Below are 16,609 nucleotides of genomic sequence, written 5' to 3'. Positions count from 1 at the left end.
GGGATTGATAATATTGCGCTTTATTTAACCGAGGTAATCGACATGAAACTTAGCCAACTTATCAGCCTCACCGCAGCGCTGATTGTGTCCACTAACACCCTCGCCGAAAGTGGCGGCGACAAACGATTTGAAACGATGATGCAGAACAATCGGATGGCCATGCAGCGCTATGCCGCCCAACAAGGCAAGGAACAACCCATCGTCAAGGAATATGCCTATGGCATGAAACTGGATGTGGTCAAAGTGGTGAATGTCACTCCCCCGATAAAGTCCTGCGGGCCCGTGCCGGCGCAGATGACCTATGAAGACGCCCGCGGGCAACTCAATACCCTGCGCTACACCGTTGCCGGCGACTGCAACCGTCGCGGCGGTTGACCCCGCTGAGCCCGGCAACGTCCGCCCCGCTGGAGCGAGCGCACTCGCTCCAGCGGCTATGACAGCAGCAACAATCTGGAGAACAAAAAAAAGCGTCCCGAAGGACGCTGAAAAATTCACCTCTTCCAAAGGAGCACGACGCTACCAAGGTGAATGGACACTGTGAACGGTGATCAACCCTCCGAGTTCTTGCCCTGCTTGTCCTCACCCTGTGCGTCAGCGTTGGCCGTCGACTGAACATCAACCGTGCTCGAAGTACCGTGCACTTGTTGCTGACTCAATTTGAACGCTGCCAGGTATTGCTGAGAACGCTCGGCGCCCCCTTCGGCAAACACACTGCTGCTGGCCACGGCAACTACCGCAATAAACACGAACTTCGCAAGTTTCATGACAGGCTTCCTCTTACCATTATCGGAAAGACTCGCCGACCTAGTGGCCTTCAAGTCTTTGGCTTGCCGACAAGTATAAAAAAGCCAAGTTAACAGGAGCATGGGCGGGACATTACATTCTTGATAGGTTGGCTATTAAAACTGGGCCAAACGGCTTATCCCATCACCCACTATTAAAGAATCGCCAAAGGGTATTCGACAATCAGCCTGACTTCGTCCAGATCCGACTCGAATGCCGTGGCCCGGGTGTTCGCCTGGCGCACGCGCAACGACAGATCCTTGAGCGATCCGGACTGCACCACGTATTTGACTTCGATATCCCGCTCCCAGCGCTTCTGGTCCGTCAACGGATTGCCTTCGGCATCGCGGCGCATGTACACCGCGTTGGCGTTGGAGTAGTCGGCATCACTGCCGCGACCATAACGGGTCATGAAACTCAGGCCCGGAACTCCGTACGTGGTCATGTCCAGGTCATAACGCACCATCCACGAACGCTCCTTGGGCGAATTGAAGTCGCTGTACTGGATCGAGTTATCGAGGAAGATCGAGTCCGACTGTCGCAGGTAGTCGAAGTCATCGCTGCCGTTATTGCGCTGGTGGGACAGCGCCAGGCTGTGGGCACCGAACTTCACCCCGGCCTTGGCACTCCAGATGTTGTTATCGAACCGGCCCAGCAACTGCTGGCCCTCATCTACCGCCTTGTAATAGTTCACCCCCCCGAACAGCGAAACCTCCTCGGCCAGCGGATAACTCAGGGTCGTACCGGCGTAGTACTGATTCCAGGCGTCCTTCAGCCGGCTGGAATACAGGCTGACGCTGACGTGCCGGTTGAGGCTGTAATCGCCGCCGAAGTACGCCACCCAGGGCGAGTTGACCGGCCCGGCATAAAAGGTTGCGAAGTTGTCGCGCATGTTGCTCGAAACCGGCTGGCTCATCGCGTGCAGACGACCGCCCTGCAGCGTCAGGCCCTCCAGGCTGGTGTTGCTGGCCGTGACCCCGGTGAAGCTTTCCGGCAGCAGTCGCGAATCACCGGCAGCCACCACCGGCGTGGCAGGAAACACATCGCCCACCTTGACCACCGTATCAAACGCACGAAGTTTCGCCGCGCCTCCGAGCTTGGTGTATTCATCGCGGGCCTCGCCCCGTGCGTCGACCGGCAATACATCGAACGAACTGCGTCCGCCATTGCGCCCGTCGCCGGTGTCCAGTTTCAGGCCGATCATGGCGAAGGCATCCACCCCGACACCCACAGTGCCCTGGGTGAATCCCGATTCGAACTTGCTGATAATCCCTTGTGCCCAGGCCTCGGAGTAACCATTGCCCGTAGGGCTGGACTGGCCGTTGCGGTGATCACGGTTGAAGTAATAGTTGCGGTTGAGCACCGTCAGGCTGCTGCCCTCGACAAACCCCTCGGGCTTCTCTTCGGCCACCGCCAGTGAAGCGCCGGAACCGGCCAGCGCGGCTATCGCCGCCAGGGTCAATGTTGTGCTGTTATTCATCTTTCGCTCCTGAATGTTTGGCGCAAAGTCTTGTTGTAGTGCGGGGCCGAGCGCCCCAGGTCCGCCGAGCGATATCGTGGCAAGCACGAGATAACGTGAAGATGATGGGCGAATGACAATTTCGTCATGCACGGGCGTGGTGTCGGGCGCAATGGCCGGCAACGCCTTTGACTGTACATCCATACAGATAAAGATTGATCCAGGCCGCTGCACCGCGCATGCTGTGCAGCTTGTTACCTGAAGACTGATGGTCGATATGCGTCTGTATCTGTGTGAAAAACCTTCCCAGGCCAAAGACATTGCCGCGGTGCTCGGCGCCAGCCGGCGTGGCGATGGCTGCTGGCTGGGGTCGGGGATCACCGTCACCTGGTGCATCGGCCACTTGCTGGAAACCGCGCCACCGGATGCCTACGACGCCCGTTATAAACGCTGGGTGCTGGCAGACCTGCCGATCATTCCCGAGAAGTGGAAGATGCTGGTCAAGCCCAAGACCGCCAGCCAGTTCAAGGCGGTCAAGCGCCTGCTGGGCGAGGCCCAGGATCTGGTGATCGCTACCGACGCCGACCGGGAGGGGGAAATGATTGCCCGCGAACTGGTGGAGCACTGTCGTTATCGCGGGCCGATCCAGCGGCTGTGGTTGTCGGCGCTCGACGATGCCTCGATCCGCAAGGCCCTGGCGGCCCTCAAGCCGGGAGCGGAAACCTTCAGCCTGTATCACTCGGCACTGGGTCGCTCGCGGGCCGACTGGTTGATCGGCATGAACATGAGCCGGCTGTTCACCCTGCTCGGGCGCCAGTCCGGTTACCAGGGCGTACTGCCGGTGGGTCGGGTGCAGACCCCGACCCTGCGCCTGGTGGTGGACCGCGACCGCAGCATCGCCGACTTCGTGCCGGTGCCCTATTGGGCGATCGACGTGCAGTTGCTGCACGACGGTATGCCGTTTACCGCCCAATGGCGGGCGCCGTCGGACCTGTGCGATGAACAGGACCGTTGCCTCAATCAAGCACTGGCCCAACAAGCGGCGCACGCCATGCGCAATGCCGCCAGTGCGCGCCTGGTCACACTGCGCACCGAGCGGATGCGGGAGGTCGCACCACTGCCGTTCGACCTCGGCACCCTGCAGGAAATCTGCTCGAAAAAGCTCGGCCTGGGGGCCCAGGAAACCCTCGACGTGGCCCAGGCGCTGTACGAAACCTACAAAGTCATCACCTACCCGCGCAGTGACTGCGGCTACCTGCCCGTGAGCCAGCATGGCGAAGCGGCGGCGATTCTCCAGGCCCTGGGCCGCGCGGACCCAAGCCTCGCGCCGTTGCTCCAGCACCTGGAACCGCAACGCCGCTCCCGGGCCTGGAACGATGCCAAGGTCAGCGCCCACCACGGCATCATCCCCACTGCCGCCGCCCACAACTTCGAGCGCCTGAGCGGCAAGCACCGGGCGGTCTACACCTTGATTCGTGCGCGCTACCTGGCGCAGTTCCTACCCAACCATGAGTACGACCGCACCCAGGCCGACTTCGACTGTGCCGGCCAGGCACTGCGCGCGGTGGGCAAGCAGGTGGTGGAACCGGGTTGGAAACGCGCCATGCCCGAGGCCCTGGCAGCGGCCAAGGGACGCGAACCAGCCGCCCCGCAAAACCTGCCACCCTTGACCCAGGGCAGCGACTATCCAGTTGCCGGCGTCAACCTCAAGGACCTGTGGACCCAGCCACCCAAGCCGTTTACCGAAGGCGACCTGATCAAGGCCATGAAAAACGTGGCCAAGCTGGTGCAGGACCCGCTGCTCAAGCAAAAGCTCAAGGACACCACCGGCATCGGCACCGAAGCCACCCGCGCGGGGATCATCCAGGGGCTGCTGGACCGTGGTTACCTGGTCAAGCACGGCAAGGCGCTGGCTGCCACGCCGGCGGCCTTCAGCCTGATCGACGCCGTCCCCCGGGCCATCGCCGATCCCGGCACCACGGCCATCTGGGAACAAGCCCTGGACATGGTGCAGAGCGGAGAAATGAGCCTGGAAGAGTTTGTCGCCAAGCAGGCCGCCTGGATGAGCAAGCAAGTGGGCCGCTGCACCGGCCTGCGCCTGACCATCAGCGGCCCGGCAAGCCCAGCCGGCAAAGGCGCGACACCCTGGAAAGGCAAACGCAAGAGCGCTGCGCGCAAAACCGCAACGACCGGCAAACGCAAGGCCAAGCCCAAGGCCTGAATGGTAGCTCCCACCGTGTTTTGCCTGCCCGCAGATCTCGGATACCCCCAGCAAACCTGTAGGAGCGAGCCTGCTCGCGATGGCGGTGGGTCAGGCACCATCGATATTGAATGTGCTGACCCCATCGCGGGCAAGCCCGCTCCCACAGAGTTTTTGCCTGCCCGCAGACCTCGCATACACCCAACAAACCTGTGGGAGCGGGCTTGCTCCGGGCGGCGTTCCGACGATGGCGGTGCGTCAGGCACCATCGATGTTGAATGTGCTGACCCCATCGCGGGCAAGCCCGCTCCCACAGTGTTTTTGCCTGCCCGCAGATCTCGCATACACCCAACACATGGGTGGGAGCGGGCTTGCCCGCGATGGCGGTGGGTCAGGCACCATCGATGTTGAATGCCCTGGCCCCATCGTCGGAGCGCCGCCCGGAGCAAGCCCGCTCCCACAGTGTTTTTGCCTGACCGCAGATCTCACCTGTCCCCTAACTCCCCGCCACCGGACAAGGCCCACCCGCCTCGGCCCACACTTTGAACTGGCTGACAAACACATCATGGGGCACCGGCACCGGCGCTCGGTTACCGCCGGGGTTCCAGCCCCAAAGCACCAGCTTGTCATCGCTGACATGCTTGATCAGCGCAGCAAAGTCGCGGTCGCCGTTGCTCGAACGGTCCTTGATCATCTGGCACAACTGATCGGCCGGCAGCCCGATCCAGGCCATTTTGTGCGCGGCCGGTGGCAGGCTCCAGTGAGGGGCACCGGGTGGCGCGTGGGGGCCATAGCTGGCCGGAGGATTGGACTCGGCATGACAAGTAGCACAGGGCAAGCCAGCAGACCCCTTGCCCTCCACCCCGCGCACCACATTCATCCCGTGGGTCAGCCCGGCATCGAACTGCAAAGGCGCATCCCCAGGAATATGGCAGTTCTGGCAGCGCGGGCTCTGGAACACCTTCTGCACCGTGCCAAATGCGCTCAGCGCCGGCGACTCTTCGGCGAACAGGTCCGAGGTGTAGCCGCCCACCCCGAGCAACAGCAACGTGGCCCAAAACAGGTGGCGTCTCATCTCACACCCCCTCCAGTTGCAACGGCAACTCACGCAAGCGTTGCCCGGTCAGCGCGTACACCGCATTGGCCACCGCCGGCGCAGTGGGTGGCACGCCAGCCTCGCCAATACCGCCCGGCTTCTCGTTGCTGGGCAGGATGTGCACCTGCACCTCGGGCATTTCATTGAGCCGCAGCACCTGGTAGTCGTGGTAGTTGGACTGCACCACCTGGCCATCCTTGAAGGTCACCTTGCTGTGCAAGGTGAAACCCAGGCCGAAAGTGATGCAGGACTCCATCTGCGCGGCAATGCTCGCCGGGTTCACCGCAATCCCGCAATCGACGGCGCAGACCACCCGGTGCACGCGGATTTTCAGGTTGTCCTGGGACACTTCCGTGACTTGCGCGACATAACTGCCAAAGGACTCGTGCACCGCCACCCCCAAGGCATGCCCCGCTGGCAAGGGCGCCTGCCAGTTGGCTTTTTCCACGGCCAGGTTGAGCACCCCGAGGTGCCGTGGATGGTCCTTGAGCAAGGTCCGCCGGTAGTCCACCGGGTCCTTGCCCGCCGCTGCGGCCAGTTCGTCGATCAAGGATTCCATGACAAAGGCGGTGTGGGTGTGCCCCACCGAACGCAGCCACAGCACGCTGATGCCGGTCTTGGGTGAGTGCAGGTCGACCCGGTGATTGGCCAGGCCGACCAGGTAGGGACTGTCCGCCACCCCTTCGACCGAAGTCTTGTCGATGCCGTCCTTGACCATGCTCGCCTCCAACATGGTCCCGGCCATGATCGACTGGCCCACCAGCACATGCTGCCAGGCCAATGGCAAGCCGTCCGGCCCCAGGCCGATCCGCGCGTGATGCAGGAAGGCCGAGCGGTAATAGCCGCCACGGATGTCATCTTCGCGCGACCACACGGTTTTCACCGGCGCTCCGGCGGCGTGGGCCACTTGCACCGCCTCACTGACAAAATCCGAGGTCGGGTTGGCCCGCCGGCCAAAACCGCCGCCAAGGAATTCGGTATGAATCACCACCTGCTCGGGCTTGAGCCCGGTGATCTTCGCCGCGACCATCTGGTCCAGGGTCTGGAACTGGGTGCCAGTCCAGATCTCGCATTGCTGGTTGGTAATGCGCACCGTGCAGTTGAGCGGCTCCATCGGCGCATGCGCCAGATACGGCACGCTGTACTCGACATCCACGGTCTTCGTCGCCTTGGCCAACGCCGCGCTGACATCCCCCGCCTGGCTGGCCGGGGTGCCCGCGGTGGTGGCCAGCTTGCGAAAGCCCTGCAGCAGGGCAACGCTGTCCAGGCCAGCATTGGGACCCAGGTCCCAGTCGATTTTCAGCGCATCGCGCCCTAGCTTGGCGGCCCAATAATGATCGGCCACCACCGCCACGCCCGTTGGCACCTGCAGCACCTTGTGCACTCCCGGCACCGCCAGCGCGGCCTGGGCGTCGAACGAGCGGACGCTGCCGCCGAGTACCGGTGGACGGGCGACCATGGCGGTGAGCAGGCCCTCGAACTGCACGTCCATGCCGAACTTGGCCTGGCCGGTGATTTTTTCCGGGGAGTCCAGGCGCTTGGTCGGCTTGCCGATCAGGGTCCAGTCCTTGGCTTGCTTGAGCTTGATCGACGCCGGATCCGGCACCGGCAGTTGCCCCGCCTCATTGGCCAGTTCGCCATAGCTGGCCCGCTGCTCGCCGGCGATTACCACTCCCGCCTCAGTGCGCACCTGGGATGGCGCAACGTTGAAGCGCTTGGCGCCAGCCTCGATCAACATCAGGCGCGCTGCGGCACCGGCCTGGCGATAGCGGTCGAACTCCATCCAGGTCGAAGTCGAGCCCCCAGTGATCTGCATGCCGCCAAAGGCTGGCAGGCCGTACAACGCCGCCGATGCCGGGCCGTGTTCGACGCGAATCTTGCTCCAATCCGCGTCCAGCTCCTCGGCGATCAGCATGGTCAGGCCGGTCCAGATGCCCTGGCCCATTTCCGAGTGCCCCAACAGTATGGTGACGCTGCTGTCCGGGGCGATCCGCAAAAACGCGTTGGGTGCAAAGCCAGGATCGGCGGCTGTGGCAGCGCGGGCAAAACGATTGGCCCCGGGGATCACAAACCCCACCACCAGGCCGGCGCCCAGCACGGCGCTGCCTTTGAGAAAGGACCGGCGCGAGCTATCAATGAGTACGCTCATGCTCAGGCCTCCCCGATTTGCGCAGCACGCTTGATCGCCGCCCGAATACGCGGGTAGGTGCCACAGCGGCAGATGTTGCCCGACAGCGCCTGATCGATATCGCTGTCGGTCGGCGCGGGAATTTTCGCCAGCAAGGCCACTGCCGACATGATCTGCCCAGACTGGCAGTAACCGCATTGCACCACGTCGATCTCGGCCCAGGCCCTCTGCACCGGGTGCGAGCCGTCGCTGGACAAGCCTTCGATGGTGACAATCTTCTGTCCCTTGGCCACCGCCGCAGCCGGGGTGATGCACGAGCGCAAGGGCGCACCGTCGACATGCACGGTGCAGGCCCCGCATTGCGCCATGCCGCAGCCGAATTTGGTCCCGGTCAAGTGCGCGACATCGCGCAACACCCACAACAGTGGCATGTCGCCGGGCACTTCCAGGGGTTGATCGATGCCATTGATATTGAACGTCAGCACGGCAATCTCCTCAGGGACGGTCAGGACTCACGGTGTCCTGGGTCAGCGTCGCTGTGGCATCGAGTGCCTACGCGCGCTGGTGGTTGTCCCTTGAGCTAAGCGCAATTCCCCCGGCAATTGGGCTGGCGCGACCACCGGTCAGGCACCGATCTAACCGTCCTACACCCTGGGCCCGCTTAAAATCCGCGTGTAACCCTGCAAAAACAGGGCAAACGCCAGGCACCAGCACAACGCTGAAATCCCCAGGCCATGGCTGTTGAACGGCACCAGCACCACCCGGGACAGACCGGCCAGCAACACCAGGGCGAACCCGAGCACCACCCCTATGGGCGGCTGCAGCGGGCGCCCGGTATGCCCCAGGCTGACCCGGGCGATCATCGCCAGCACCAGGCCGCCGATGCCGCCGACCGCCAGCGCGTGGGTGGCCAGGCTCTGTTGCGCCAGCACCCCCAGTTGCCACAGCGCCATGGCCAGCGCGGCCACCAGCAGCCAGGCATAAGCCAGGTACAGCGACCAGAGCAGTGGTACGCGCCAGATGCCCCGGTCATGCCAACGCCACAGGCGCGCCTGGTGCAGTCCACCGATCAACAGGTACAGCGCCGCCAGCCAGGGCCGCGGCAGGTCGTTGCTGCCGATGCCGATCAGCACCGCCGCCAGCAGGCTGGTTACCAGCAGCACCCGGGTCGGCAGCGGGCTGGCCGCAGGACCTGGCGCGCGTTGCAGGCCGCGTTGAATAAAGAAGGGAATCACCCGCCCACCAATGACACTCATCAACCCCGCCACCAACCACAGTGCCGCCAACACCCCACGGCGCTGCCAGGCCAGGTCCTCGTGGGCCATGCCCCACAGCGTCAGCCACTGACAACCGGCCAACAAGCCGATCATCAACAGGATCGGGTAGTTCTCGGTTTTACCCGCCGCGATCAGGTCCCGTCCAAGCAACAGTGCCAGTAACGGCAGGAACGGCAGTTGCAGCACCAGCAAGGCACTCGCGTCGATCGGCAGCAGCCAGGCCAGGCGAGCCAGCAGCCATACCAGCACCAGGCCCAGCAGCGGCCAGCCGCACACCCCGCGGCGGCCGGTCCAGTTGGGGACCGCCGTCAGCAGGAACCCGGCAATGATCGCCGTGGCAAAACCAAAGGGCATTTCGTGCCGATGCCAGGCGACCATGCCGCCCAGGGGCTGGGCCGCCGGCAAGCGCCCGTACAACCACAGACTCCAGATCGCCAGCGCGACACAGGCAAACCCGGCGCCGGCAAGAAAAAACGGGCGAAAACCCAAGCTCCACAGGGGAACATCCTTGATTGAAGGCATGTCAGGCCACCCCGTCTATCAGCCATAGATTGTTGCCGAACATTGTTCGTCACTCCCTAATCCGTCAGTTGTAGCTGATAGCTATCAAGTCCCGTGCCAGCTTCAACCTCCGGCAAACCCTGGCCTTGACAGTTTGAGAGTCATATTGACTGCACACCATTCAGGTCATAACGACCACACCACACGTCATAATGACTACTTGAACCGGCTGCCTGGACGAATTTACCGTCGGCCGCAGCAATCAAGTGCCTAAAAGCAAACCAATATCATTTGCACCCTGACACACCTTTTGCTTTAATCGCGACCAATTCCCATTTGCACCTCTGGTGCCATCACGCCGTATGGAAATGCGCTCTTTATGATGGTCGTCGAAACCTCACTCGTGCAGAACCTCTACACCAGCCACCATCGCTGGTTGTACGAGCTGCTGCGTCGTCGCCTGAGCAACGCCTTCGATGCCGCGGACCTGGCCCACGACACCTTCATCCGAGTCCTCAAGCGCCCGCAGGAGTTCCAGGGCGAAGTCCATGAGCGCTCCTACCTGGCGACCATCGCCCGTGGCCTGTGCATTGATCACTGGCGCCGCCGGCAACTGGAACAGGCCTGGCTGCAGGCACTGAGCGAACGCCCCCAGGCCGTGCAACCCTCTCCCGAGCAACGGGCGATCATCGTCGAAACCCTGCACGAAGTGGACGCCATGTTGCAGCGCCTGCCGCAGCGGGTCAGCGACGCGTTCATCCTCGCGCAACTGCATGGCATGCCCTACAAAGCCATCGGCCTGGAGATCGGCGTGTCCGAGCGCATGGTCAAGAAGTACCTGGCCCAGGCCCTGATGCACTGCGCCATTCTCGAGGCCGAACTCGACGGCCTGCTGATCGAGTAACCGCCCTTGCCCACCCCTGCCTTGAACAAACTCAGTCACGCCAGCCTGCAGCAAGCGGCCCATTGGTACGTGCAACTCAACGACCAACAGGTCGGCGAGCAGGAGCGCCTGCGCTGGCAAGCCTGGCTGGCCCAGAGCGGCGAGCATCAGGATGCCTGGCGGTATGTGCAGCGGGTCGGCGAGCGCTTTGCGCCACTGCAGGGCGACACCGATACCCAAGCGGCGAGCAAGGTCTTGCGCGGTTCCGGACGCACCAGCGTCACGCGGCGCCAGACCCTCAAGTCGTTGTTGATCCTGACCTCGGGCAGCCTGCTGGGCTTCGGTGCCTGGCGCCAGACCTCGCTGCCCGCCACCCTGGAGCGCTGGACCGCCGACCTATCTACCGGCACCGGTGAAATACGCGAATCCCGGCTCAGCGATGGCAGCCAGGTCTGGCTCAACGCCTTGAGCGCGCTGGATGTACGCTTCGACAGCCACCAGCGGCTGCTCAATCTACGACTCGGCGAAATCCTGATCGACACCGCCAAGGACGCCCTCAGGCCGTTGCGTGTGCACACCGACCAGGGCCTGCTACACGCCCTGGGTACGCGCTTCAGTGTGCGCCAGGGCCAGGATCGGACCTTGCTCAGCGTGTTCGAAGGTGCGGTCCAGGTGCGCCTGGCCAACGCCCAGGTGCAAGTAGTGCCCGCTGGCCGACAAATGGCCTTCAGCCAGGATCGCTTCGAGCCTCAACACCCGGTCTCCCCTGCACGCGAAGCCTGGCGCCGTGGCGTGCTGCTGGCTGACAACCTGCCCCTGGGCCAGTTGCTCGAAGAACTGAGCCGCTACCGCCACGGCCATCTGGCCTGCGACCCGGCCGTCGCGCAGATGCCGGTGATGGGCTCCTTCCCGCTCAAGGACACCGACCAGGCCCTGCGCCTGCTGGCAGCCGCGCTGCCAATCGCGGTGGAAAAGCCCATGCCGTGGTGGGTCAACGTCAACGCCAGAAGCTAAAGATCAATCAATTACGAATTATTTTGATTCGCGGTTCCCTTTTGCGTTTTTCGTTCGGATAACCCTGCACAAGTACTTCAATTGCCGATCGACTCGATCCAAAGGGACCCCCATGCCGCACCACGTCGCTGCCCGTTTTCGATTTGCCTTGCGCCCCCTGGCGCTGGCCCTGCCGGCCGCTCTGCTGAGCCTTGCCCCGGCAGTCGCCCATGCCGCTGAAACCGCCGCCAGCGAACAGTCCAGCAGCAAGCGCCAATACAGCATCGCCAGTGGCTCGCTGGTCGCGGCCCTGAACAGCTACGCCGAGCAAAGTGGGGTGTTCCTCGCCGGGCACAACGACCTGGCCAGCGGCAAGCGCAGCCCGGGCCTGAAAGGTAACTTCAGCGCAACCGAAGCCCTGCAGCGCTTGCTGCAAGGCAGTGGCCTGCAGGCCCAGGCCCTGGACAATGGCGGCTACATCCTGCAAGCAGCCCCCAAGGGTGACGGCACCCTGGAACTGGGCGCCACCACCATCTCCGGCCAGGGCCTGGGCGCGACCACCGAAGATACGCACTCCTACACCACCGGCTCGACCGCCACCGCCACCGGACTGCCGCTGTCGCTGCGCGAAACCCCGCAATCGGTGACCGTGATCACCCGCCAGCAAATGGACGACCGTGGCGCCCAGAGCGTCGGCGATGTGTTGCGCAATACCCCAGGCATCAGCCAGCAGGCCTACGACAGCGACCGCATGGAGTTTTCCTCCCGCGGCTTTGCCATCACCAACTACCAGTACGATGGCATCAATCGTCCCTATGACGGCGTCTACGGTGAAGCGGCGACCAACGTCGACGCCGCCACCCTGGACCGCATCGAAGTGGTCAAGGGCGCAACCGGCCTGATGACCGGCTCCGGCGACCCCTCCGCCACCGTCAACCTGGTCCGCAAGAAGCCGACCAAGGAATTCAAGGCCTCAGTCAGCGGCACGGCCGGCTCCTGGGACGCCTACCGCACCGAGGGTGATATCTCCGGCCCGCTGAACGACAGCGGTAGCGTGCGCGGGCGCTTTGTCGGCGCCTATCAGGACAAGAACTCCTACCTGGACCACTACAGCCAGAAAAAGGACCTGTTCTACGGCATCCTCGAAGCCGACCTGACCCCCGACACCCTGCTGACCTTCGGCATCGACAAGTCCAGCGTGACCCCGCGTGGCACCTCGTGGACCGGTAACCCGACCTACTTCGCCGACGGCGGCCGCACCGACTTCCCACGGCACTTCAACCCGGGTGCCGACTGGAGCCGTCGCGACTTCGACGACATCACCTACTTCACCTCCCTGGAACAGGCCCTGGCCAACGACTGGACGTTCAAGGTCAGCCTCGACCAGAAAACCACCGACCACGACACCCGCCTGGCCTCGGCCAGCGGCGGCAGCCCGGACCGTGCTACCGGTGAAGGCATGTTCCTGTACTGGGGTCGCTGGGAAGGTCACCGCGTGCAGAACACCGCCGACGCCAACGTCTCGGGGCCGTTTACCCTGGGCGGGCGTGAACACGACCTGGTGGCCGGCGTGATGACCTCGCACTCGCGCCAGACCGGCTCGACCTTTGACACCAGTGCCTTCAGCCAGGTACCGGGCAGCATTTATGACTGGGACGGCGACCTGCCGTACCAGGAGTTCCCGAAAAACGGCAAGTACGAGCGCACCCAGAGCCAGAACGGCATGTACCTGGCCACCCGCCTGCGTCCTACCGATGACCTGTCGTTCATCCTCGGCAGTCGCGTAAGTACCTTCAAGTACAACGAAGACTATTCCTACGCCCAAAGCGCGGGCCTTGACGACACCCACGCCAGCTACAAGGAACACGGGGTCGTCACCCCCTACGCCGGGGTCGTGTATGACCTCAACGATACTTACTCGGTCTACGCCAGCTACACCTCGATCTACCAACCGCAGACCTACAAGGACATCGACGGCAAGACCCTGGCACCGGTCGAAGGCGACAGCTACGAAACCGGGATCAAGGCCGCCTACCTGGACGGCACGCTGAACGCCAGCCTGGCCCTGTTCCGCATCGAACAGGACAACGTCGCCGAGTCGATCGGCACCAACCCGGTCACCAACGAAGGCATCTACAAGGCCATCGACGGCGCGACCACCCAGGGCATCGAGCTGGAGCTGGCCGGTGAGTTGCAAGAAGGCTGGAACCTGATGGCCGGCTACACCTATGCCCGCACCCGTGACCAGGATGAGCAACGGATCTTTGGTTATCCGCTGACCACCTCCAAGCCGGAGCACGTGTTCCGCACGTTCACCTCCTACCGTCTGCCAGGCGCACTGGACAAGGTCACCGTCGGCGGCGGCGTCAGCTGGCAGAGTTCGTTCTACGGCAACATCTACAGCTCAAGCGTGGGTGACTACACCCGGATCAAGCAAGGCGGCTACTCCCTGGTCGACCTGATGACCCGCTACCAGTTCAACGAGCACCTGAGCTTCACCGCCAATGCCAACAACGTCTTCGACAAGAAGTACCTGTCAGGCCTGGGTAACTTCGACACCACCTACTACGGCGAGCCACGCAACCTGATGCTCACCACCAAGTGGGACTTCTAAACCTGTGACACCCGCACGCTGCCCGCTCCCCGGGCAGCGTGCGGTTTCCCCCGCCTGACTACCGACAATCGTCCCCCCCCCACAACCACGAGCCTTTGCCGTCGCGAGCCATTACACTGGCCCACCGGACTGCCAAAGGACGTTGACCGATGAAGCACGCCATCACCAAAGATGCCGACAAAGCCCCGCGCTTCTGGCGTGATGCGGCCCTGCCCTTCATCGAAGCCCGCGCCATCGCCGATGGCCGCGAGGTCTGCTACGCCCGCCATTCCCACGAACACTTTTCGATCGGCGCAATCACTGCCGGACGCAGCACCTACGTGCATGAACAGGGGGCCTGGCAAGTGGCAACCGGCACCGTGGTCCTGATGAACCCAGGTGACGTGCACGCCTGCAACCCCATCGACGATCAACCCTGGTCGTACCTCATGTTGTATGTCGACACGCCCTGGCTGACTGACCTGCAGCATCAGTTGGGCTTTGCTGCCGAGCTGGATTTTCGCCGGTTCGCCTGCGCCCATACCGCCGACCGCGCGCTGTTCGATGGCCTTAACCTGCTGTATGAACTGCTGCTCGATGCCCAGGCCTCCACCCTGCAGAAGCACAGCGCCACCGTGGCGTTTTTCACCGAGGTGCAGATCCGTCTCAACCCGGCCCAGGTCATGCTCGATGAGCCCAACAGCAAGCTCGAACGGGCTGCCGAATATATCCGCGAACACTGCACCCAGGCGCTCAAGCTCGAAGACATCTGCGCGGCCGCCGAGCTTTCGGCCTCGTACCTGATCCGCGCGTTCAAGCAGCAGTACGGCATGACGCCCCATGCGTACCTGGTCAACCGCCGCATCCAGTTCGCCCGCCAGCAATTGCGCCAGGGTAGGCTGATCGCCGACGTGGCGCTGGACGCCGGGTTTGCCGACCAGGCGCATTTCCAGCGGGCGTTCAAACAGCACCTGGCCGCGACACCCGGGCAGTATCGCGGCTGACCCTCAGGGCAACAGCAGGTAGCCGGCACTCACCGCCAACAGCAACGCCATCACCCGATTGAACAGGCGCAGGCCTCCAGCGTTGCTCAAGTACTGGCGCAGGAACGTCCCGGCATAGGCCCAACAGGCCACCGACAGATAGCACACCACCAGGTACACCGCGGCAAACTGCCAGACCAGTCGCGTATCGCCGTCCGCGACAAACGCCCCCATCCCCGCGACACAGGCCAGCCACGCCTTGGGGTTGAGCCATTGCATCAAGGCGCCGTAGAACAGGGTTGGCGCCTGTGCGGCAGCGGTTGTGCCCAGGCGTCCGTCATCGGTGGCAAGCTTGCAGGCCATGAACAACAGGAATGCCACCCCGGCCAGTTGCACCACCCGGGTCAACCCCGGCCAGAGCTTGAGCAACTCATGCAGCCCCAACCCCATCAACACCAGCAACAGCACAAAGCCCAAAGTGGCACCCAGCACATGCCGCTGACTGGCACGAAAGCCATACTGCGCACCCGAACTCAAGGCCACGATATTCACCGGCCCCGGCGTGATAGACGCAGCCAGCGCAAACGCGGCCATGGACATAATCAGACTCATTGCACTTTTCTCCAGCAACTGGGGAACATCCCTGGGTGCAAGGTAAAAGCCCGGCCAACGCCTGTATTGAAGAAAAACACCCAACCACTCACCCATCGAGAAATTGGTTGCGGGCCCATAGGGAACAGAACCCGGGTAGCTGCGCGCTGTCACTAACTGTATGGGGATACTGTCACACGAAGGAGGGCCACCCATGGTGACTCACTACAAGACCGCCGGGCACCTTGCCTGCGGTCATCACGGCAAGAACCTGGTTTCCACCACCGAGTTCGCCCGGGTCAAATGCCGCAGCTGCCGCAACACCGATGCATTCAAGGACGCCCGCAGAGAAGCGCGCAACGCCGCCCACCGCGCCGCCCGCAAGGCCAAGGTGGCCCATGCCGCCCTCGACTGGCGCGCCGCCTGGCTGCAACGCCTGAGCGACCTGCCCGGCCGCCAACGCCTGCCACGGGGATTCAGCGGCCAGCCGTTCGTTTAACGCGCGGCGTCATCGTTGACGAGCATCGCGAGCAGGCTCGCTCCTACGGTGATTTCGGCTGCACGCAGATTGCGCATACACCCACAAAACCTGTGGGAGCGGGCTTGCCCGCGATGGCGGAGTGTCAGGCGCCATAGATGTCGCCTGTGCTGGCCTGATCGCGGGCAAGCCCGCTCCTACAGTGATTTCGGCTGCACGCAGATTGCGCATACACCCACAAAACCTGTGGGAGCGGGCTTGCCCGCGATGGCGGTATGTCAGGCTACATCGATGTTGCCTGTGCTGGCCTCATCGCGAGCAGGCTCGCTCCTACAGTGATTTCGGCTGCACGCAGATTGCGCATACACCCACCAAACCTGTGGGAGCGGGCTTGCCCGCGATGGCGGTGTGTCAGGCGCCATAGATGTCGCCTGTACCGGCCTGATCGCGGGCAAGCCCGCTCCTACAGTGATTTCGGCTGCACGCAGATTGCGCATACACCCACAAAACCTGTGGGAGCGGGCTTGCCCGCGATGGCGGTGTGTCAGGTTACTAGATGTCGCCTGTGCTGGCCTCATCGCGAGCAAGCTCGCTCCTACAGTGATTTCAACTGCCCGCAGATTGCGCATACACCCACCAAACCT

14 protein-coding genes are annotated in these 16,609 nt (G+C 63.2%); 7 read left to right on the top strand and 7 right to left on the bottom strand.

Annotation, left to right across the window (positions count from 1 at the left end; genetic code table 11):
* Nucleotides 1-42 precede the first annotated feature (42 nt).
* Nucleotides 43-375 (top strand): DUF2790 domain-containing protein, encoded by a 333-nt coding sequence (locus CKW24_RS13705; RefSeq protein ID WP_095168715.1) that lies wholly within the window; start codon nt 43-45, stop codon nt 373-375.
* 173 nt (nt 376-548) lie between these two features.
* Here CKW24_RS13705 and CKW24_RS13700 read toward each other — a convergent pair whose 3' ends face one another.
* Both CKW24_RS13700 and CKW24_RS13695 read right to left on the bottom strand, forming a co-directional pair.
* Nucleotides 549-764 (bottom strand): hypothetical protein, encoded by a 216-nt coding sequence (locus CKW24_RS13700; protein WP_095168714.1) that lies wholly within the window; start codon nt 762-764, stop codon nt 549-551.
* 173 nt (nt 765-937) lie between these two features.
* Nucleotides 938-2,263: an OprD family porin gene (locus tag CKW24_RS13695; RefSeq protein WP_095168713.1), complete on the bottom strand. Its 1,326-nt coding sequence runs from the start codon at nt 2,261-2,263 to the stop codon at nt 938-940.
* Nucleotides 2,264-2,519: 256 nt separating this feature from the next.
* On the opposite strand from CKW24_RS13695, the gene CKW24_RS13690 reads away from it, so the two are divergent.
* Nucleotides 2,520-4,463: a DNA topoisomerase III gene (locus CKW24_RS13690; protein ID WP_095168766.1), complete on the top strand. Its 1,944-nt coding sequence runs from the start codon at nt 2,520-2,522 to the stop codon at nt 4,461-4,463.
* Between the two features lie 475 nt (nt 4,464-4,938).
* Here the strand turns inward: CKW24_RS13690 and CKW24_RS13685 are convergent, their stop codons facing one another.
* From CKW24_RS13685 to CKW24_RS13670, 4 genes are all read right to left on the bottom strand, one after another.
* Nucleotides 4,939-5,517, bottom strand: a complete 579-nt coding sequence (locus CKW24_RS13685) for a hypothetical protein (protein ID WP_095168712.1) — start codon at nt 5,515-5,517, stop codon at nt 4,939-4,941.
* 1 nt (nt 5,518) lies between these two features.
* Complete coding sequence (locus CKW24_RS13680) at nt 5,519-7,687, bottom strand: xanthine dehydrogenase family protein molybdopterin-binding subunit (protein WP_095168711.1); 2,169 nt, start codon at nt 7,685-7,687, stop codon at nt 5,519-5,521.
* A 2-nt stretch (nt 7,688-7,689) separates the two neighbouring features.
* Nucleotides 7,690-8,151 (bottom strand): (2Fe-2S)-binding protein, encoded by a 462-nt coding sequence (locus CKW24_RS13675; protein WP_095168710.1) that lies wholly within the window; start codon nt 8,149-8,151, stop codon nt 7,690-7,692.
* 159 nt (nt 8,152-8,310) lie between these two features.
* Nucleotides 8,311-9,465, bottom strand: coding sequence for an NnrS family protein (locus tag CKW24_RS13670; protein ID WP_095168709.1), 1,155 nt, complete (start codon nt 9,463-9,465; stop codon nt 8,311-8,313).
* Between the two features lie 358 nt (nt 9,466-9,823).
* Between CKW24_RS13670 and CKW24_RS13665 the strand changes: the two genes are divergently transcribed.
* The 4 genes from CKW24_RS13665 to CKW24_RS13650 all read left to right on the top strand — a co-directional run bounded on the left by CKW24_RS13665 (nt 9,824) and on the right by CKW24_RS13650 (nt 14,917).
* Nucleotides 9,824-10,348: a sigma-70 family RNA polymerase sigma factor gene (locus CKW24_RS13665; protein WP_095168708.1), complete on the top strand. Its 525-nt coding sequence runs from the start codon at nt 9,824-9,826 to the stop codon at nt 10,346-10,348.
* A gap of 6 nt (nt 10,349-10,354) precedes the next feature.
* The gene (locus CKW24_RS13660) at nt 10,355-11,341 is read left to right on the top strand and encodes a FecR domain-containing protein (protein ID WP_095168707.1); all 987 of its coding nucleotides are present in this window, start codon (nt 10,355-10,357) and stop codon (nt 11,339-11,341) included.
* A 112-nt stretch (nt 11,342-11,453) separates the two neighbouring features.
* A complete protein-coding gene (locus CKW24_RS13655; protein ID WP_177440642.1) occupies nt 11,454-13,934 on the top strand; it encodes a TonB-dependent siderophore receptor in 2,481 nt (826 codons plus the stop codon).
* Nucleotides 13,935-14,083: 149 nt separating this feature from the next.
* Nucleotides 14,084-14,917, top strand: a complete 834-nt coding sequence (locus CKW24_RS13650; protein WP_095168706.1) for an AraC family transcriptional regulator — start codon at nt 14,084-14,086, stop codon at nt 14,915-14,917.
* A gap of 3 nt (nt 14,918-14,920) precedes the next feature.
* On the opposite strand, the gene CKW24_RS13645 is transcribed toward CKW24_RS13650, so the two are convergent.
* A complete protein-coding gene (locus CKW24_RS13645; RefSeq protein WP_095168705.1) occupies nt 14,921-15,508 on the bottom strand; it encodes a LysE family translocator in 588 nt (195 codons plus the stop codon).
* Between the two features lie 193 nt (nt 15,509-15,701).
* Here CKW24_RS13645 and CKW24_RS13640 point away from each other — a divergent pair, with 193 nt between their 5' ends.
* Nucleotides 15,702-15,986 carry a hypothetical protein gene (locus tag CKW24_RS13640; protein ID WP_095168704.1) on the top strand — a complete coding sequence of 95 codons (285 nt, stop codon included), beginning with the start codon at nt 15,702-15,704 and terminating at the stop codon, nt 15,984-15,986.
* The last annotated feature ends 623 nt before the right edge of the window (nt 15,987-16,609 follow it).

The sequence above is a fragment of the Pseudomonas sp. Irchel 3H3 genome (assembly GCF_900187635.1).
Lineage (GTDB): Bacteria > Pseudomonadota > Gammaproteobacteria > Pseudomonadales > Pseudomonadaceae > Aquipseudomonas.
The sequence above is the reverse complement of the archived record's forward strand: the minus strand, read 5'-3'. Positions and strand labels throughout refer to the sequence as shown.

Coding starts and splice junctions, on each gene's coding strand:
- CKW24_RS13705 (WP_095168715.1), top strand. CDS start 43: ATGAAACTTAGCCAACTTATCAGCCTCACCGCAGCGCTGATTGTGTCC.
- CKW24_RS13700 (WP_095168714.1), bottom strand. CDS start 764: ATGAAACTTGCGAAGTTCGTGTTTATTGCGGTAGTTGCCGTGGCCAGC.
- CKW24_RS13695 (WP_095168713.1), bottom strand. CDS start 2,263: ATGAATAACAGCACAACATTGACCCTGGCGGCGATAGCCGCGCTGGCC.
- CKW24_RS13690 (WP_095168766.1), top strand. CDS start 2,520: ATGCGTCTGTATCTGTGTGAAAAACCTTCCCAGGCCAAAGACATTGCC.
- CKW24_RS13685 (WP_095168712.1), bottom strand. CDS start 5,517: ATGAGACGCCACCTGTTTTGGGCCACGTTGCTGTTGCTCGGGGTGGGC.
- CKW24_RS13680 (WP_095168711.1), bottom strand. CDS start 7,687: ATGAGCGTACTCATTGATAGCTCGCGCCGGTCCTTTCTCAAAGGCAGC.
- CKW24_RS13670 (WP_095168709.1), bottom strand. CDS start 9,465: ATGCCTTCAATCAAGGATGTTCCCCTGTGGAGCTTGGGTTTTCGCCCG.
- CKW24_RS13665 (WP_095168708.1), top strand. CDS start 9,824: ATGATGGTCGTCGAAACCTCACTCGTGCAGAACCTCTACACCAGCCAC.
- CKW24_RS13655 (WP_177440642.1), top strand. CDS start 11,454: ATGCCGCACCACGTCGCTGCCCGTTTTCGATTTGCCTTGCGCCCCCTG.
- CKW24_RS13650 (WP_095168706.1), top strand. CDS start 14,084: ATGAAGCACGCCATCACCAAAGATGCCGACAAAGCCCCGCGCTTCTGG.
- CKW24_RS13645 (WP_095168705.1), bottom strand. CDS start 15,508: ATGAGTCTGATTATGTCCATGGCCGCGTTTGCGCTGGCTGCGTCTATC.
- CKW24_RS13640 (WP_095168704.1), top strand. CDS start 15,702: ATGGTGACTCACTACAAGACCGCCGGGCACCTTGCCTGCGGTCATCAC.